The sequence below is a fragment of the Allobosea sp. ASV33 genome, assembly GCF_016428755.1.
Lineage (GTDB): Bacteria > Pseudomonadota > Alphaproteobacteria > Rhizobiales > Beijerinckiaceae > Allobosea.
This window is the reverse complement of sequence record NZ_JAELTI010000057.1, coordinates 20719-35844: the sequence shown is the minus strand read 5'-3', so window position 1 is coordinate 35844 and position 15126 is coordinate 20719. Positions and strand designations below refer to the sequence as shown.

General features: G+C 67.1%; 18 protein-coding genes. 9 read left to right on the top strand and 9 right to left on the bottom strand.

Going from position 1 to position 15126, the window contains the following annotated elements; translation table 11 throughout:
• Positions 1-245: 245 nt before the first annotated feature.
• Positions 246-1037, bottom strand: a complete 792-nt coding sequence (locus JHD80_RS16875; protein WP_199089585.1) for a DUF2189 domain-containing protein — start codon at positions 1035-1037, stop codon at positions 246-248.
• Positions 1038-1393: 356 nt separating this feature from the next.
• On the opposite strand from JHD80_RS16875, the gene ligA reads away from it, so the two are divergent.
• A complete protein-coding gene (ligA, locus tag JHD80_RS16870) occupies positions 1394-3559 on the top strand; it encodes an NAD-dependent DNA ligase LigA (RefSeq protein ID WP_199089583.1) in 2166 nt (721 codons plus the stop codon).
• Between the two features lie 42 nt (positions 3560-3601).
• Here ligA and JHD80_RS16865 read toward each other — a convergent pair whose 3' ends face one another.
• Together JHD80_RS16865 and JHD80_RS16860 are read right to left on the bottom strand one after the other, a co-directional pair.
• A complete protein-coding gene (locus JHD80_RS16865) occupies positions 3602-3898 on the bottom strand; it encodes a hypothetical protein (protein ID WP_199089581.1) in 297 nt (98 codons plus the stop codon).
• Positions 3899-4046: 148 nt separating this feature from the next.
• Positions 4047-5078: an AraC family transcriptional regulator gene (locus tag JHD80_RS16860; RefSeq protein ID WP_248311607.1), complete on the bottom strand. Its 1032-nt coding sequence runs from the start codon at positions 5076-5078 to the stop codon at positions 4047-4049.
• A gap of 95 nt (positions 5079-5173) precedes the next feature.
• Here JHD80_RS16860 and JHD80_RS16855 point away from each other — a divergent pair, with 95 nt between their 5' ends.
• From JHD80_RS16855 to JHD80_RS16840, 4 genes are all read left to right on the top strand, one after another.
• The gene (locus tag JHD80_RS16855; RefSeq protein ID WP_199089577.1) at positions 5174-6418 is read left to right on the top strand and encodes an MFS transporter; all 1245 of its coding nucleotides are present in this window, start codon (positions 5174-5176) and stop codon (positions 6416-6418) included.
• Between the two features lie 95 nt (positions 6419-6513).
• Complete coding sequence (locus tag JHD80_RS16850; RefSeq protein ID WP_199089575.1) at positions 6514-7377, top strand: AraC family transcriptional regulator; 864 nt, start codon at positions 6514-6516, stop codon at positions 7375-7377.
• Between the two features lie 28 nt (positions 7378-7405).
• A complete protein-coding gene (locus JHD80_RS16845; RefSeq protein WP_199089567.1) occupies positions 7406-8119 on the top strand; it encodes an AzlC family ABC transporter permease in 714 nt (237 codons plus the stop codon).
• Complete coding sequence (locus JHD80_RS16840; protein ID WP_199089565.1) at positions 8116-8415, top strand: AzlD domain-containing protein; 300 nt, start codon at positions 8116-8118, stop codon at positions 8413-8415. The genes JHD80_RS16845 and JHD80_RS16840 overlap by 4 nt, the downstream gene beginning before the upstream one ends.
• 231 nt (positions 8416-8646) lie before the next feature.
• On the opposite strand, the gene JHD80_RS16835 is transcribed toward JHD80_RS16840, so the two are convergent.
• Complete coding sequence (locus JHD80_RS16835) at positions 8647-10482, bottom strand: aminopeptidase P family protein (RefSeq protein ID WP_199089563.1); 1836 nt, start codon at positions 10480-10482, stop codon at positions 8647-8649.
• A gap of 297 nt (positions 10483-10779) precedes the next feature.
• On the opposite strand from JHD80_RS16835, the gene JHD80_RS16830 reads away from it, so the two are divergent.
• On the top strand, positions 10780-11022 hold the full coding sequence (locus JHD80_RS16830; protein ID WP_199089561.1) for a hypothetical protein: 243 nt from the start codon (positions 10780-10782) through the stop codon (positions 11020-11022).
• A 56-nt stretch (positions 11023-11078) separates the two neighbouring features.
• Positions 11079-11207 carry a hypothetical protein gene (locus JHD80_RS29130; RefSeq protein WP_282568402.1) on the top strand — a complete coding sequence of 43 codons (129 nt, stop codon included), beginning with the start codon at positions 11079-11081 and terminating at the stop codon, positions 11205-11207.
• 50 nt (positions 11208-11257) lie between these two features.
• Here JHD80_RS29130 and JHD80_RS16825 read toward each other — a convergent pair whose 3' ends face one another.
• Positions 11258-12202: a 50S ribosomal protein L11 methyltransferase gene (locus JHD80_RS16825; RefSeq protein ID WP_199089559.1), complete on the bottom strand. Its 945-nt coding sequence runs from the start codon at positions 12200-12202 to the stop codon at positions 11258-11260.
• A gap of 115 nt (positions 12203-12317) precedes the next feature.
• On the opposite strand from JHD80_RS16825, the gene JHD80_RS16820 reads away from it, so the two are divergent.
• On the top strand, positions 12318-12710 hold the full coding sequence (locus tag JHD80_RS16820; RefSeq protein ID WP_199089554.1) for a VOC family protein: 393 nt from the start codon (positions 12318-12320) through the stop codon (positions 12708-12710).
• 12 nt (positions 12711-12722) lie between these two features.
• Here JHD80_RS16820 and JHD80_RS16815 read toward each other — a convergent pair whose 3' ends face one another.
• Positions 12723-13478, bottom strand: a complete 756-nt coding sequence (locus tag JHD80_RS16815) for an SDR family oxidoreductase (protein WP_199089546.1) — start codon at positions 13476-13478, stop codon at positions 12723-12725.
• 122 nt (positions 13479-13600) lie between these two features.
• Here JHD80_RS16815 and JHD80_RS16810 point away from each other — a divergent pair, with 122 nt between their 5' ends.
• On the top strand, positions 13601-13999 hold the full coding sequence (locus JHD80_RS16810) for a winged helix-turn-helix transcriptional regulator (protein WP_199089598.1): 399 nt from the start codon (positions 13601-13603) through the stop codon (positions 13997-13999).
• Between the two features lie 95 nt (positions 14000-14094).
• Here JHD80_RS16810 and JHD80_RS16805 read toward each other — a convergent pair whose 3' ends face one another.
• From JHD80_RS16805 to JHD80_RS16795, 3 genes are read right to left on the bottom strand one after another with little or no spacing between them, the layout of a single operon-like run.
• Positions 14095-14517, bottom strand: a complete 423-nt coding sequence (locus JHD80_RS16805) for a GNAT family N-acetyltransferase (RefSeq protein ID WP_199089544.1) — start codon at positions 14515-14517, stop codon at positions 14095-14097.
• A 42-nt stretch (positions 14518-14559) separates the two neighbouring features.
• Positions 14560-14847 carry a type II toxin-antitoxin system HicB family antitoxin gene (locus tag JHD80_RS16800; RefSeq protein WP_199089542.1) on the bottom strand — a complete coding sequence of 96 codons (288 nt, stop codon included), beginning with the start codon at positions 14845-14847 and terminating at the stop codon, positions 14560-14562.
• 1 nt (position 14848) lies between these two features.
• Positions 14849-15043 (bottom strand): type II toxin-antitoxin system HicA family toxin, encoded by a 195-nt coding sequence (locus JHD80_RS16795; RefSeq protein WP_199089540.1) that lies wholly within the window; start codon positions 15041-15043, stop codon positions 14849-14851.
• Between the last annotated feature and the right edge of the window lie 83 nt (positions 15044-15126).

Genomic DNA, 15126 nt, shown 5'->3' with positions numbered 1-15126 from the left:
AGATGTGTATAAGAGACAGTCTTTGAGGGGTAGCGCGCTTAAAGCGCTGTTGCCGTCGGGCGGTCGCCCTCCATCCTCAGCGCAGGCCGAGGAAGGACAGGATGGCGAGCACGACGACGACGAGGCCGACGAGATAAATGATGTTGTTCATGAAAAGCCCCCTGACGGAATGGAGCCTTGCGGCTCGATCTGGCAGGGAGTGAACCCGTTTTGGGGATCAAGGTTCCCCTTGGGGCTCGCCGGCCTCAGCCGACGAGCTTGCGGTAGAGATGCCAGGTGGCGTGGCCGAGCACCGGCATGACCACGATCAGGCCGACGAGCATCGGCAGGCAGCCGAGCACGAGCAATCCCGTCACCATCAGGCCCCAATACATCATCACGCGCGGATTGGCTTCGACGGCGGCGATCGAGGTGCGGACCGCCGCGGGGGCATCGACATGCCGGTCGATGATCAGCGGGAAGGACACGACCGAGATCGAGAAGGCGAGGATCGCCAGCAGCAGGCCGATCGAATTGCCGATCACCATCATGATCCAGCCATCGGCGGTGGTGAACACGGCGCGCAGGAAATCGGCGGTCGAGACATCGGCCGGCAGGTCGAGGATGCCGCGATAGAGGAACCAGGCGCTGAAGAGCCAGCCGAGGAAGATCCCCGTCAGCATCGCGCCAAGCAGGGCGATCTGCCCAATCGAGGGCGAGCGCAGCACTGCGAAAGCGTGAATCCAGGATGAATCCATGCCCTTCTCGCGGCGTCGGCTGATCTCGTAGAGCCCGATAGCGGCGAAGGGGCCGAGCAGCGCGAAGCCCGAAAGCAGCGGGAAGAGCAGGGGAAAGATGTTGTAGCTCACCGTGAGCTGCGCCAGCAGGATGCCGGCGATGGGATAGATCAGGGCGATGAAGACGAGGTGGCTCGGCTGCGCCTTGAAATCCTCCCAGCCGCGCAGCAGCGCCTCTTTCAGGTCCTGTGTTGTGATGGTCCTGACGCGCGGCTGCGCGATCGAAACAATGTCATGGACGGTGCCGTCGAGATTGGCCATGGCGTAACTCCCGGTTCCGGCCCGGTTCGCCAATGGCGGTCGACGTGAACCTTGGCGTCAACGGCCTGCGGCGTCGAGCTTCCAATTCCCAGCCTGGGAATTATACGCGCGAAAGCCCCGGTTGTCGCAGGCTTTCGCGCGGATGTGAGCCGCTCGAGGATCATAGCCCTCATCCTGAGGAGCAGCCGAAGGCTGCGTCTCGAAGGATGTTTCAGCTATCACCGGAGACTCCTGGAGCATCCTTCGAGACGCCGCTGATGCGGCTCCTCAGGATGAGGGTTGAGGGCGGGTTGGAGCGGCACGCGGCATCGGTTCCTGCCCTTTCTCGTCACGATCATCTCGCCTAATGCTGTGCCATGAGCGACGCCGAAGATTCCGCCCACTCCGAAACGCCCATCGCAGCGCTGACGCCGCGCAAGGCGAAGGCCGAGCACAAGCTGCTCGCGGCCGAGGTGCAGGCAGCCAACGACGCCTATTTCCAGGATGACCAGCCGATCATGGACGACGCCGCCTATGACGCGAAGCGTCGCCGGCTCGTCGCGCTGGAAGAGGCCTTTCCGGCGCTGAAGCAGGAGAGCGACGTCAGCGCCAAGGTCGGCGCCAAGCCCTCCGGCAAATTCGCCAAGATCCGGCATCGCGTGCCGATGCTCTCGCTCGACAATGCCTTCTCCGACGAAGCCGTCGGGGAGTTCGTGGGGCGGGTCTACCGCTTCCTCGGCCGCAAGGAGGAGGACGGCATCGCCTTCACGGCCGAGCCGAAGATCGACGGGCTCTCGCTCTCCTTGCGCTATGAGAAGGGCGAGCTGGTCGCGGCCGCGACGCGTGGCGACGGCGAAGAGGGCGAGGACGTCACCCTCAATGCCCGCACGATCTCCGAGATCCCCGGGACGCTCGCCGGGCCGGATGTGCCTGACATCGCCGAGGTGCGCGGCGAGGTCTATCTGGGACACGCCGATTTCGCCGGTATCAACGAACGCCAGCGCGAGAAGGGGCTTCCGGAATTCGCCAATCCGCGCAATGCCGCGGCAGGTTCGCTGCGCCAGCTCGACGTCAGCGTCACCGCCGCGCGGCCCCTGCGGTTCTTCGCCTATGCCTGGGGCGAGATGCCGGTGCTGCCCGCTCCGACGCAGTTCGGCGTGGTCGAGGCGTTCCGGCGCTGGGGCTTCCGCACGAACCCGCTGATGAAGCGCTGCGAGAGCGTCGCGGAGCTGATCGCGCAATACCGGTTGATCGAGAGCCAGCGCGCGACGCTCGGCTACGATATCGACGGCGTGGTCTACAAGGTCGACGATCTCGCGCTGCAGGCGCGGCTCGGTTTCGTCTCGCGGGCGCCGCGCTGGGCGATCGCGCATAAATTCCCGGCCGAGCTGGCGACGACCGTGCTTGAAGCCATCGACATCCAGGTCGGCCGCACCGGCGCGCTTTCGCCGGTGGCGCGTCTAAAGCCGGTGACGGTCGGCGGCGTCGTCGTCACCAACGCGACGCTGCATAACGAGGATTATATCCGCGGCTTCGATTCCAAGGGGCTGCCGATCCGCGACGGCACCGATATCCGCATCGGCGATACGGTGACGGTGAAGCGGGCAGGCGACGTTATCCCGCGCGTCGAGGCCGTCGATCTCGCCAAGCGCCCGGCGGATTCCAAGCCCTATGAATTCCCGACGCTCTGCCCGGCCTGCGGCAGCCATGCGACGCGCGAACTCAACCCGCGCACCGGGAAGGAGGACGCTATCCGCCGCTGCACCGGAGGCCTGATCTGCCCGGCGCAGGCGGTCGAGCGGCTCAAGCATTTCGTCTCGCGCGACGCGCTGGATATCGACGGGCTCGGCGACAAGCAGATCGAGTTCTTCCATTCGGACCCTGAGCTTCCCGTCAGGGAGCCGGCCGATATCTTCACGCTGGCGGCGCGGGACGCGGCGAACCTGAAGAAGCTCAAGGACAAGGAAGGCTTCGGCGCCGTCAGCGCCAAGAAGCTGTTCGATGCGATCGAGGACCGGCGCACCCCGCCGCTCAACCGCTTCATCTTCGGGCTTGGCATCCGCCATATCGGCGAAACGACGGCGCGTCTGCTGGCGCGGCATTACGGGTCGTTCGAGGCATTGAGGGCCGCCGGCATCGCTGCCGCCGATGAAGCATCGCCCGAGCGGCAGGAGCTCGACGCGATCGACAGCGTCGGACCGACGGTGGTCGAGGCTCTCATCGAATTCTTCGGCGAGCCCCATAACGAGGAACTGCTCGACCGCCTGCTGGCGCAAGTATCGCCGCAGCCCTTGGAGGCTGTCGCCTCGGCCAGCCCCGTCGCCGGCAAGATCGTGGTCTTTACCGGCGCGCTCGAGCGGATGACCCGTGACGAGGCCAAGGCGATGGCCGAACGGCTCGGCGCCAAGGTCGCCGGCTCGGTCTCGTCGAAGACGAATCTGCTCGTCGCCGGGCCGGGGGCGGGCTCGAAGCTCAAGGACGCCGCCAAGCATGGCGTCGAGGTGATCGACGAGGCTGGCTGGTTCGATCTGGTCGGGGGCTGACCGCCGGCATGGCCGGCGGGTCGTTATCCGGATTTGCCGGGATCAGCGTTGACGATTGCGATGGTGGTGGTGGCGCGCGCGATGGCCGCTCCGGACCGCCGTCCGCTGCGGCACGCCGAGCACGCCCTTGACGCCGCCTGCCACGCCGCCCGCGACGCCGCCGACGACACCACCGACTGCACCGCCGACAGGACCGGCGGCTTCATTGCCGACGCGCGCACCGTGGGCCGCGCCGCGCGGAACGCCCTGGGCGCTGGCCGCGACGGGCAGGATCAAGAGGGCGGCAGTGAAGAGCAGGGTGATCGGGCGCGTCATCGGGAAGTTCCTCGAAAGGGCCATGCCTGTCGTCCTCCGAAGGTCGAGTCAGGCGGCCACGCTTCAGGAACGGCGCGACCAGCCCGGTTGTTCCGGCGCGGGGATCGGGACCTCCGCTTTTCTTCAAGACCGCTGCGGCGCGAGAGGGGTCAAGTCCGCGCCATGGACAGCGTCACGCTACGCGAGACGATGGCCCGGGAAGGGCGCCGGCCGCCGACGAGTGGGTAAAGCTGTTTCCGGCGGTGGCAGCCGAAGCGAACATCGCAGCAGGCGCCGATTCGCCGGCAGCCCGGACCTGGCTCGGCGCCAGCCCGGTGATGCGCTTGAAGGCGCGGCTGAACGAGGCTTCCGACTCGTAGCCCAACCGCTGAGCCACCACCGCGATCCGCAGCTTGTCGCGCGCCAGCCACTGCCGGGCCTGGTGCATCCGCACCTGCGCGACATAGCGGGCCGGCGTCTCGCCGACGACCTCCGCGAATCGCTCGGCGAAGCCGGAGCGCGAGGCGCCCATCAGTTCGGCGAGGCTTTCGACCGTCCAGTCGGTCTCGGGATGGGCGTGGATCGCGGCCAGCACCTTGCCGATGGTCGGGCAGCGCGCTGCCGCGACCCAGCCCTTGGCGGCGCCGCAGCCGCGCTCGACCCAGGCCCGGATGATCGCGGCCGCCAGCACATCGGCGAGGCGGGCGAGGATCCCGCCGGCACCGACCCGGTCCATCATGACCTCGCGGCCCATCGCCTCCAGCAGATGCGGCAGGCCGGGCTCGTCGGCGATGAAATCGCTCATCCGCATCAGGTCCGGCATCAGCCGCAGCAGCGGGTGGTCGAGATCGACATTGAAGGTCATCCGGCCGGTGAAGAGCAGCATATGCGCCCCGTTTCCGCCGCCTTCGACGTCGAAGACATTGCCGTAGGCTTCTAGCACCCGGCAGTCGCAAGGCGGGGAGGCGACGACCTCGGGCGCGCTTGCCAGGACATGGCCGCCGCCGCGCGGCAGCAGCACGGCGTCGCCATCGGCCAACTCCAGCCATTCGCCGGCCGGCGTCCTCAGCCAGCAGCCGCCGCGCGAGATGAAATGGAAATAGGCCTGATGGGTCGGCGGGTAGACGATGCCCCAGGGCGCGGCCAGTTGGCAGCGGCTGTAATCGACGCCGTCGAGCCTTAGGCCCCGCAGCATCTCGGTCAGGTGATCGGCGGAAGCGGTCATGGCATTCCTGGACGAACGGTCATGAGATGCGGACGATATAGCATGGAAACTCCATGGAGCAACGCCCATCTTCCGGCAACCTCATGGAGATCCCCATGTCAGATTCCCTGACTGCCACTACCCTTGAATTCGACGACACAGCCGAGGAGGCCCACGACAAGCCGGCCTGGGCTGCCGTCATATCCCTGACCTTCGGCGTCTTCGGCCTCGTCACCGCCGAGTTCCTGCCGGCGAGCCTTTTGACCCCGATGGCGGCCGATATCGGCGTCTCCGTCGGCGCCGCCGGGCAGGCCGTGACCGCGACTGCGGTCGTCGGCGCCATCGCCGGCCTCGCCGCCGCGATCGTGACGCGCGGCATCGACCGGCGCATCGTGATCTGGTCGCTTACCGGCCTGCTGATCGTCTCCAGCATCATCGCGGCGATCGCCACCAACCTGACGACGCTGCTCTTCGCCCGCGTCCTGCTCGGCATCGGGCTCGGCGCCTTCTGGTCGATGGTCGCGGCGACCGCGATGCGGCTCGTGCCGCCCAGCGCGTTGCCCAAGGCGATGTCGCTGATCTTCGCCGGCGTCTCCCTCGCCACCGTCAGCGCCGCGCCGATCGGCGCCTATCTCGGCAACGTGATGGGCTGGCGCTTCGTGTTCTGGCTCGCGGCGCTGGTCGGCGTCGCGACGCTTATCATCCAGATCGCGGTGCTGCCGCGGCTGCCGGCGCGGGGCTCGCCCGATATCCGCACGCTGTTCCGGCTGCTCGGCCAGCCCAGCATCGCGCTCGTTCTTGGCGCCATCGTCGTGGTCATCTCCGGTCATTTCGCGGGCTTCACCTATGTGCGCCCGTTCCTGGAGCAGATCCCGAAGCTCTCGGTCGAGGCGATCTCGCTCGTCCTGCTGGCCTATGGCGTCGGCGGCTTCTTCGGCAATTTCGCAGGCGGGGCGATCACGGCACGCAGTGCCAAGGCCTCGGTGATCTTCGGCGCCTTCCTGATCGCTGCGGTGGGCGTGAGCCTGCTCTTCCTCGGCGCGTCGCCGATCGCGTCTGCCGTCGCGGTCGGGCTCTGGGGCTTTGCCTTCGGTGCGCTGCCGGTCGGCTTCCAGACCTGGCTGGTGCGCGTCGCGCCGGAGGACGAGGCCGAATCGGCCGGCGGGCTGATCGTCGCCGCCTTCCAGATCGCGATCGCGAGCGGCGCCATCTTCGGCGGCCTGCTGGTCGATGGCTTCGGGACGCTCGGCGTCATCGCCTATGCCACGGTTGCGACGCTGGTCGGTGGGGCGGGCGTGCTGTTGCTGGGGTCGAAGAGCCCCGAGCGGGTCGGTGCAGCCGCGGCTGCACACGCCCTCTGAGGTTCCACCGGAACCGCAAAACCGATCGGGCGCGTGATGCGCCCGATCACTTTTCTTCAAGACAGCAATGCGGCGACAGGGTTTATGCTCGCCTCATGGAAGCAGTCACCCAAGGTGAGACGTTAGGCATCGAACCGCTCGTCGCCGGCGAGCGGGCGAAGCTGTTTCCGGCCGAGCGCTTCGACGGGCTGGACTGCCTCGCCGCGACCTTCCGCCGCCATGCCTACGCGCCGCACCGGCATGAAAGCTATGTGATCGGCACGATCGTGGCGGGCTGCGAGACGTTTCGGGTGCGCGGCGAGCGCCATTATGCCCGTCCGAACCAGATCACCTTCGTAAACCCGCTCGAGACCCATGACGGCGAGCCTTACGGGCCGGGCTACAGCTATCGGATGACCTATCCGGAGATCGGGTTGATCCGCGAGGTTGCCGCTTCGCTCAGTGGCCGGGCGATGATCGGGACGCCGTTCTTTCGCGAGCCGCTGGTCGAGGACGCCGAGGGGGCTGCTCTCTTCGCGGTCGCGCATCGCGCCATCGAGGTGGGCGACGACCTGCTCGCGGGCGAGGAGATGCTGCTGCGCTTCTATGCGCGATGCCTCGCACGCCATGCCGATCTCACCATCCGGAGCGTCGGGAGGGAGAACGGCCCAGTGGACAAGGCGCGGAAGCTGTTCGAGTCACGCTACGAAGAGGATCTGTCGCTTGCCGATCTCGCGCGGCTGACCGGCTTGCCGCGCCATCATCTGATCCGGGCGTTTCGGCAGGAAACCGGCCTGACACCCCATGCCTATCTGGTCGACGTCCGGGTCCGGCGGGCGCGCGAGCGGCTGCGGCGCGGCGACATGCCGGGCGATGTCGCCGCCGCGACCGGTTTCTGCGACCAGCCGCATCTGACGCGGGCCTTCAAGGCGCGCTTCGGCGTGACGCCCGGCGCCTTCCGCGCCGCGCATGCCGGCTGAACTCACGCCGCCTCAAGAGAACGAACCCATGTCCACGATGCGTGACGACATCAGGCGCGGCCTGAACGATATCTGGCCGGCCGCCGTGGCTGCAGCGCCGATCGGGCTGCTCTTCGGCGCGGTCGCGGCCAGCAAGGGGCTCTCGCCGCTCGAAGTCTTCCTGATGAGCATCATGGTCTTCGCCGGCGGGGCGCAATTCGCGGCGATCGAGATGTGGGCGAGCCCGGCGCCGGTTGCGGCGCTGGTGTTCTCGACGCTGCTGATCAATGCGCGCCATGTGCTGATGGGCGCGTCGCTGGCGCCGAAGCTGCAGGGTTTCAGCCGCTGGCAGAAGTTCCTCGGCCTCTATTACATGGCCGACGAGAACTGGGCGTTGGCCGAAAAGCGCGCCCGCACCCATCGCCTGACGCCGGCCTATTGGTTCGCGATGGTGATCCCGTTCGTCGCTGGTTGGCTGATCAACTCGACGCTCGGCGCAATGATCGGGGCGGTGCTCGGCGATCCCAAGCGGCTCGGCGCCGATTTCGCCTTCACGGCGCTGTTCATCGCGCTCGTCGCCGCCTTCTGGAAGGGGCGGGTGACGTTCTGGACGGTGGCGGCGGCCGGCATCGCCTCGGCCGTGACCTATCGGCTGGTCGGCCCGCCCTGGCATGTCGCGGCGGGGGCGCTGTGCGGGCTTCTGGCCGCCTGGCTCGCTGCCGGTGGCGAAGCGCAACCCGCTACCGAGGAGGTCAAGGCGTGAGCGTCGATCCGATCAACCTCCTCGCCTTCCTGGGCATGGCAATCGTGACCTATGTCACGCGCGTCGCCGGGCTGGCTCTCGCCGGACGCCTCAGCCTTTCGCCGCGGGCGCAAGCGGCCTTCGACGCGATTCCGCCCGCCGTGTTGATCGCGGTGATCGCGCCCAGCGCGCTCGCGACCGGCTGGGCGGAGACCGCTGCGGCGGCGATCACGGCGCTCGCCGCGACGCGGCTGCCGCTGTTGGGGGTGGTAGCGGTCGGGGTTATCGCTGTGGTCGGGTTCCGGATGGTGATGTGAGCCGTCGCGTCATGCTCGGGCTTGAGTCCTGAGCATCTCGTGACCACTCCTGTCATTCCGGGGCGCGCCTTTAGGCGCGAACTCGGAACCCACGACCGGGTGAGACATCTTGCGTCACGTGGCCAACGGCTCGCCCGGTCGTGGTTTCCGGGTTCTTCGCTGCGCGAAGCCCCGGAATGACAACGGTGGTTCCAACCGCGATGCGGCAAGTTTTCTCGCGGTAGAGACGCTTCACAAAGCCCGGCAGGCCTCCTCCAGCCAGGCCTTCGCTTCACCTTCGACCTGCGGCGAGAGCTTCTCCCAGACCGTGGCGTGATAGGCGTCGATCCAGGCGATCTCGCCGGCGTCGAGCCTATCCTTCTCGATCAACGCGCGCTCATACGGGCACCAGGTGATCGTCTCGAAGCCGTAGATCGTCCGCTCGGCGCCGGGAATCTTCCGCTCCTCGACGACGATCAGGTTCTCGATGCGGATGCCGTATTCGCCCTGCTTGTAGTAGCCGGGCTCGTTGGAGAGGATCATGCCCGGCTCCAGCGGCGTGGTGCCGAGCTTCGAGAGCCGCTGCGGCCCCTCATGCACCGAGAGATAGCTGCCGACACCATGGCCGGTGCCGTGGTCGAAATCGAAGCCGCCTTGCCAGAGCGGCAAACGCGCGAAAGCGTCGAGCTGCGCGCCCGAGGTGCCCTTGACGAAGACCAGCCGCGAGATCGCGACATGCCCCTTGAGGACGCGGGTATAGCGGTCACGCATCTCGGCCGTCGGTGTGCCGATGACCATGGTGCGGGTGATGTCGGTGGTGCCGTCCTCGTATTGGCCGCCTGAATCGACCAGGAAAATGCCGGGCTCCAGCTTGCGGTTCGAGGCATCGCTGACGCGGTAATGCGGCAGGGCCGCATTGGGGCCGGCGCCGGCGATGGTGGTGAAGGAGACGTCCTTGAGCAGGCCGGTCCTGAGCCGTTCGGCTTCCAGCGCGGCGACCGCATCGATCTCGGTCAGGCCGCCCTTCGGCGCCTCGCGCGCCAGCCAGGAGAGATAGCGCACCATGACGGCGCCGTCGCGCAGATGGGCGTTGCGCGCACCATCCAGCTCGGCCGCGTTCTTGCGCGCCTTCATCAGGGCGATCGGATCGGTGCCGGCATCGGGCGTGCCGCCGGCCTCGCGGATTAGGGCCGCGAGCGCGGAGGCTGCGGTCGCGGCATCGAGCCGGACCTTGGCCTTGACCGCGCCGAGCCTGGCGATCTGCTTGTCGAGATCGGCGGGAGGGGCGATCTCGCCGACCGCGCCGATGGCGTCGCCGGCCTCGTTGGTGATCTTCTCCGGCCCGAGGAAGACCGTCGGCCGGCCCTCGCGCGGGATGATGGAATAGCCGAGCGGCAGCGGTGTGTGCTCGACATCGCCGCCGCGGATGTTGAAGACCCAGGCCAGAGCATGGGGATCGGAGACGACGAGCGCATCGACCTTGGCCTCGGTCAGGGCCTTCTGGATGCGGGCGAGCTTGGAGACGCTGTCCTCCCCAGCAAAGGCTGCCGGATGCGCCTTGACCGGCGCGGTCGGTGGTGCCGGGCGGTCGCTCCAGAGCGCGTCGATCGGGTTGGTCTTGACCGCGACGAGGCTGCCGCCGGCTGCAGCCGCCGCCTTTTCGAGGCGGGCGAGGCCATCGACCGTATGCAGCCAGGGATCGTAGCCGAGCTTGCCGCCAGTCGGCAGGTTCTGCTCGACCCAGCGCTCCAGCGGCGTCTCCTCCATGCGCACCGGCGTGACGACCGCGGTGTCGGTCTGCTCGGCCGACTGGATGGTGTAGCGGCCATCGACGATCAGCGCCGCCTTGTCTGCGAGCACCACGGCATTGCCGGCCGAGCCGGTGAAGCCGGTCAACCATGCCAAGCGGGCCATATGGGCCGGGACATATTCGCCCTGGTGCTCGTCGGCGCGCGGGACGACGAAGCCGTCGAGCCCTTGCGCGGCCAGCGCCTTTCGCAGGGCGGCTACGCGACCGGCGACGAGCTTCGGGTCGCTCGGTTCGGAGAAGGACTGGAAACGGCAGGTCGGCAGGGTCGAATCGGTCATGGCGGGGTCCGGCTTGGGTCGCGGCATCGTCGCCTCGCACTGCCGAAAGCGCCAGCGCAAATGCGTCGGCGAGGCACTGCCCGTTCCGTGGGACGGAGCTGCCTGCCGAGATCGCATTGTGCCCTCTGGCTATGCAGCTTGCGCAAACATTAACGGATATGGACGGATCGCATGCGTTTTGTGCATATCTTGCATATGCGAACATATCTTCTCGCAAGTGCGAAATGACCCCACTTTAGTCGCATAAGAGAACGAGGAAGCGACCGGGACTGTCCTTCGTTTTTCGGAGATAGACCCATGACCTATGTGTTGGAAAATGCCGATGTGCTGCCCGTACCGGTTCAGGCCGGTGCCAGGACCCGTGCCGACAAGCCGGGGCTGATGCAGCGTTTCTATGCCGCGCTCATCGTGAGCCGCCAACGCTCCGCTGCCCGCCAGCTGCGCGCCCGCAATCTCCTCGTCAACGAGGCCGAGATCGTGCTGGGCGGCTATCCGTCCGCGACGCTGTCGAGCGACGTCTCCCTGCCTTTCAATCGCTGAATCCATGCCGCTGCGGCCTTGAGCCGCGCAGCCGACAACCCTTGGGGAGCTTCATCATGATCGCCGTCATCAAGCATATCTACGAACAGATCGCCGACGCCGCGAAGTTCACCGCCGCCGTCTGGCACGACGCCCGCAGCCTGCAGGCCGATGCCGAGAAGAAGTACGGCTATATCGCCTTCTGAGCCGGGCGAGTTCGCGTAACGGCCTCGCGCTTCTCCGGAAGCGCCGGAGGTCAGGCAAGGCGGCGCGGCCTGGGGGCGGCGCCGCCTTTTTTCATGACCAGCGTCGCCCAGCCTTCGCGCAGCGAGTGGCTGGCGAGATAGACGCCCTGGTGGCGATAGGCCGAGACCACGCCGGCGACATCCATCGCCAGCAAGCCCGACAGGACCAGCGTGCCGTGCGACGAGAGCACGCGCGCGATCGACGGGGCGAGCCGCTTCAGAGGGCCGGCCAGGATATTGGCGAAGACGAAGTCGAAATGGCCGGGGCGCCAGGCCTTGGCATGGCGCAGGCCCGGCGCGACATAGAGATCGAGCGCATTCGGCGCATGGTTCAGCCGGGCGTTATGGGCGGAAACCTCGACCGCGACCGCGTCGATATCGCCGGCGACGACCTTGCGCTTGATCTGCTTGGCGAGTGCCAGCCCGAGGATGCCGGTGCCGGTGCCGATATCGATGCCGTGGCGCGGGCGGCGCTTCTTCAGTTCGGCGTCAAGCGCCAGCAGGCAGCCCGCGGTGGTGCCGTGGTGGCCGGTGCCGAAGGCGAGCGCGGCCTCGATCTCGATCGCGACATCGTTGGGGCGGACGACGTGCCGGTCATGCGCGCCATGGACGAGGACGCGGCCGGCGCGGACGGGCTTCAGCCCATCGAGGCTGTTGGCGACCCAGTCCTTGGTGTTGACCGTGGTGAAGGGCGTGTCGGCGAGATCGCCGACGATCGGACGCAGCAGGTCGCGCACCGCTTCCTCGTCCGGCGGATGGGCGAAGTAGATCTCGACCTTCCACGGCGTGTTCAGCGAAAGCGTGGTCACGCCCTCCTCGACCTCGAAGGCCGAGATCGCCGTCTCGGTCGGGTCGAAGATCTCGCCGAGCAATTCGGTGAGGGCCCGGGCCTGTTCGCCCGAGGTGGAGAGTTCGAGGACGGTCGCGACCGTCGCTGGCAGGAGGCCTTCGCGCATGGCGGGGGATTAGCAGGGCGGGGGGCGGTTGTCATGCGGTCGCTGCGCTTCGGAGCGATGCCGCTTGCGGAGGGGCACGGGGCATTCCTAAGCTTCGGAAACCGGAGGCCCTGCGATGTTCTCACATGTCTGCGTCGGAACGAACGAGTTCGAGCGCGCGGAGGCATTCTATGGCGCACTCTGCGACGCGCTGGGGCTAAAACTGCGCTTCAGCGATCGGAAGGCGGCGGCTGCCGCCTGGCAGCCTGCGGGTTCCGACCGACCTCTGCTGTTTCTGACCCGACCGTTCGACGGGCAGGCCGCCACGCAAGGGAATGGTCACATGGTCGCCTTCCTGGCCGAGAACCGCGCAACCGTCGACAGAAGTCATGAGATAGCGCTGGCCCATGGTGGGAGCTGCGAAGGGCCGCCGGGCCTGCGGCCGCACTATCATGCGAACTATTATGGCGCCTATTTCCGCGATCCCGACGGCAACAAGGTCTGCGTCTGCTGCCATCGGGAGGAGTAGCGCGGCCTCGCGTCAACCGTGCTGTGCGTTGAGCCCGGCGAAGACCTGCGCGAACGTGCCGGTGGCCTCGGCGAAGCGAAGCGGCTTGCAGCGCTCGACGATAACCTCGACAGCCTCGGGCCGTGTTTCGAGGACCGTCATCACCTCGCTGGTGAAATCGGCGAGCGGCATCGCGGCGGGGTCGACCGCCTGCTGTGCGCCCATCAGTTCGGTCTGAACATAGGGCGGTGCGATCTCGATGACCTCCACCGACGTGTGCTTGAGCTGCTCGCGCAGGCCGACCGACCAGGAATGGATCGCGGCCTTGGTCGCGCTATAGGTCGGGGTCAGCGCCAGCGGAACGAAGGCGAGGCCGGACGAGACGGTCAGGATGGTGGCGCGCGGCTGCTTCAGTAAATGCGGCAGCAGCGCCGTCGTCAGGCGGATCGGCCCAAGCAGGTTGGTCGCGATCGTCTCCTCGGCGATGGCGAGATTGTCGGCGGCCGGTACGTTCTCCGGCTTCATGATGCCGGCATTGTTGATCAGGGCGTTCAGGCTCGGGAAGCGCTCGACCGCCTGCCGGGCGAAGCCCGCGATATCGGCCTCGTCCTGGATGTCAAGGAGCATCGATTCCATGCCCGGATTGGCCGCGGTGACCGCGTCGAGCACGGCTTCGCGGCGGCCAGCTATGACGACGCTGTTGCCCTTGGCGTGCAGCGCTTCGGCCAGCGCCCGGCCGATGCCGGAGCCGCCGCCGGTGATGAGAATGGTATTTCCGGAAATCTTCATGGCAAGGCCTCTCGTGGTTGCGTGAGACGAGATGGCGCCGTTACTCTTCAATGGAAAGAAGGCGCGTAGAAGTGCCATACGCACCAAAAGGAGAGTGTCGGATGCAAGCGATCCGGACCGCCATGGCGGCGATGCATCAGCGTAGCGAGGCGATCCCGCCGGTCAGCCCGGCGGTGGAGTCGCTGGTCCGGCAGGTCATCGCGCAGGTCGCGGATAAATGGACGATGCTCGTGCTGGAAGCGCTGGAGGAGCACGGCACGCTGCGCTTCACCGAGGTCGGGCGTATGGTCGGCGGCATCAGCCAGAAGATGCTGACCAAGACGCTGCGCGAGATGGAACGCGACGGGCTGGTCGTGCGTACCGTCCATCCCGTGATCCCGCCGCATGTCGACTACACGCTGACGGAGCTGGGCCGCGAGCTCAGCGCCGCCTTCTGCGGCGTCTGGACCTGGGCCGAGACCTATTACGCCGAGGTTTCGGCCGCGCGGAAGGCGTTCCGCGAACGGGAAGGCGGCGCCTGAGCGCCAGTTGCAAATATTCAGCCCTCATCCCGAGGAGCCGCTTTTGCGGCGTCTCGAAGCATGAGGGCTCGAATTTCAAAACAATCTGCGGGGCCTCAGAGGTCCTTGGTCAGGTAGATTCGGGTCGCGCCCGGCGGCTTCGGGGCGATCTCGCCGAAGACCTGCCAGCCGAGCTTCTTGTAGAATTCCGGCGCCTGGAAGCTGATGGTGAAGAGCACGGCCTTGCTACAGCCGCGCCGGCGCCCTTCCTCCTCGGCCATGGCGAGGATGCGGCTGCCGATGCCGGTGCCGCGCAGGCTCTTCGGCAGATAGACAGTATCGATGAAGAGCAGTCCGAGCGAGGTGCGTCCCGCGAGCCCGCCGATCGGATTGCCGGTCCCGGGATCGCTGATGTGGATCTGCAGTTCCTGGCGATCATGCCGGCCGATCGCTGCGTCGTTATAGTCCTTCAGCCCCTCGCCGAGCAGCTTGCGGAAAGCGTCGTCTTCGGCGGCGGTTAGGGTGATCTCGGGAGGCATGGTCGGTCGTATCGCTGGAGCGGCGGCAAGAGTGAGCCGCTTCTACTCCGCTGCCGGTTGCAGCGATAGGCCAGGCGCCGGGATCAGGGCGATGGCGTGCGCGGCCATGTCCGCAGAGGTCTCGGGGTCGCTGCGCAATTCACTGGGGGTGCGGGCGTGGGGCGCCGAACCGCCTTGAACCTCGATCCAGAGCGCTACGGCCTCGGGAGCGTTGATTAGGGCTTCGTCCAGCGTATCGCCGGCCGCGAAGCAGCCGGGCAGATCGGGAAACCAGACGCCGACGGCATGGTCGGGGCCTGCGTCCTCGATGATGGCGACATAGTGAGTCATGTCAGTCGCGCGGCCAGCCTGCCTGCTTGTAGATTTTCAACACAAGGCCCGGTCCGAAACTCTTCTTCGGATGCGGCACCACGATAGTGTCACGGACGCCGGGCTTTTTGAAGACATGGTGCGAGCCGGTGACGCGCACGCATTCCCAGCCCTCGCGTTCGAGGCGGCGAATGATGTCGGCGCTGTTGTTGAGCATCGGTGCCTCAAGAGTAGTCGAAAGCACCGACCCATCTATAGGGCTTTTTCGCGTCCGTCAGCGGGACAAAATTGGCTTCCGTC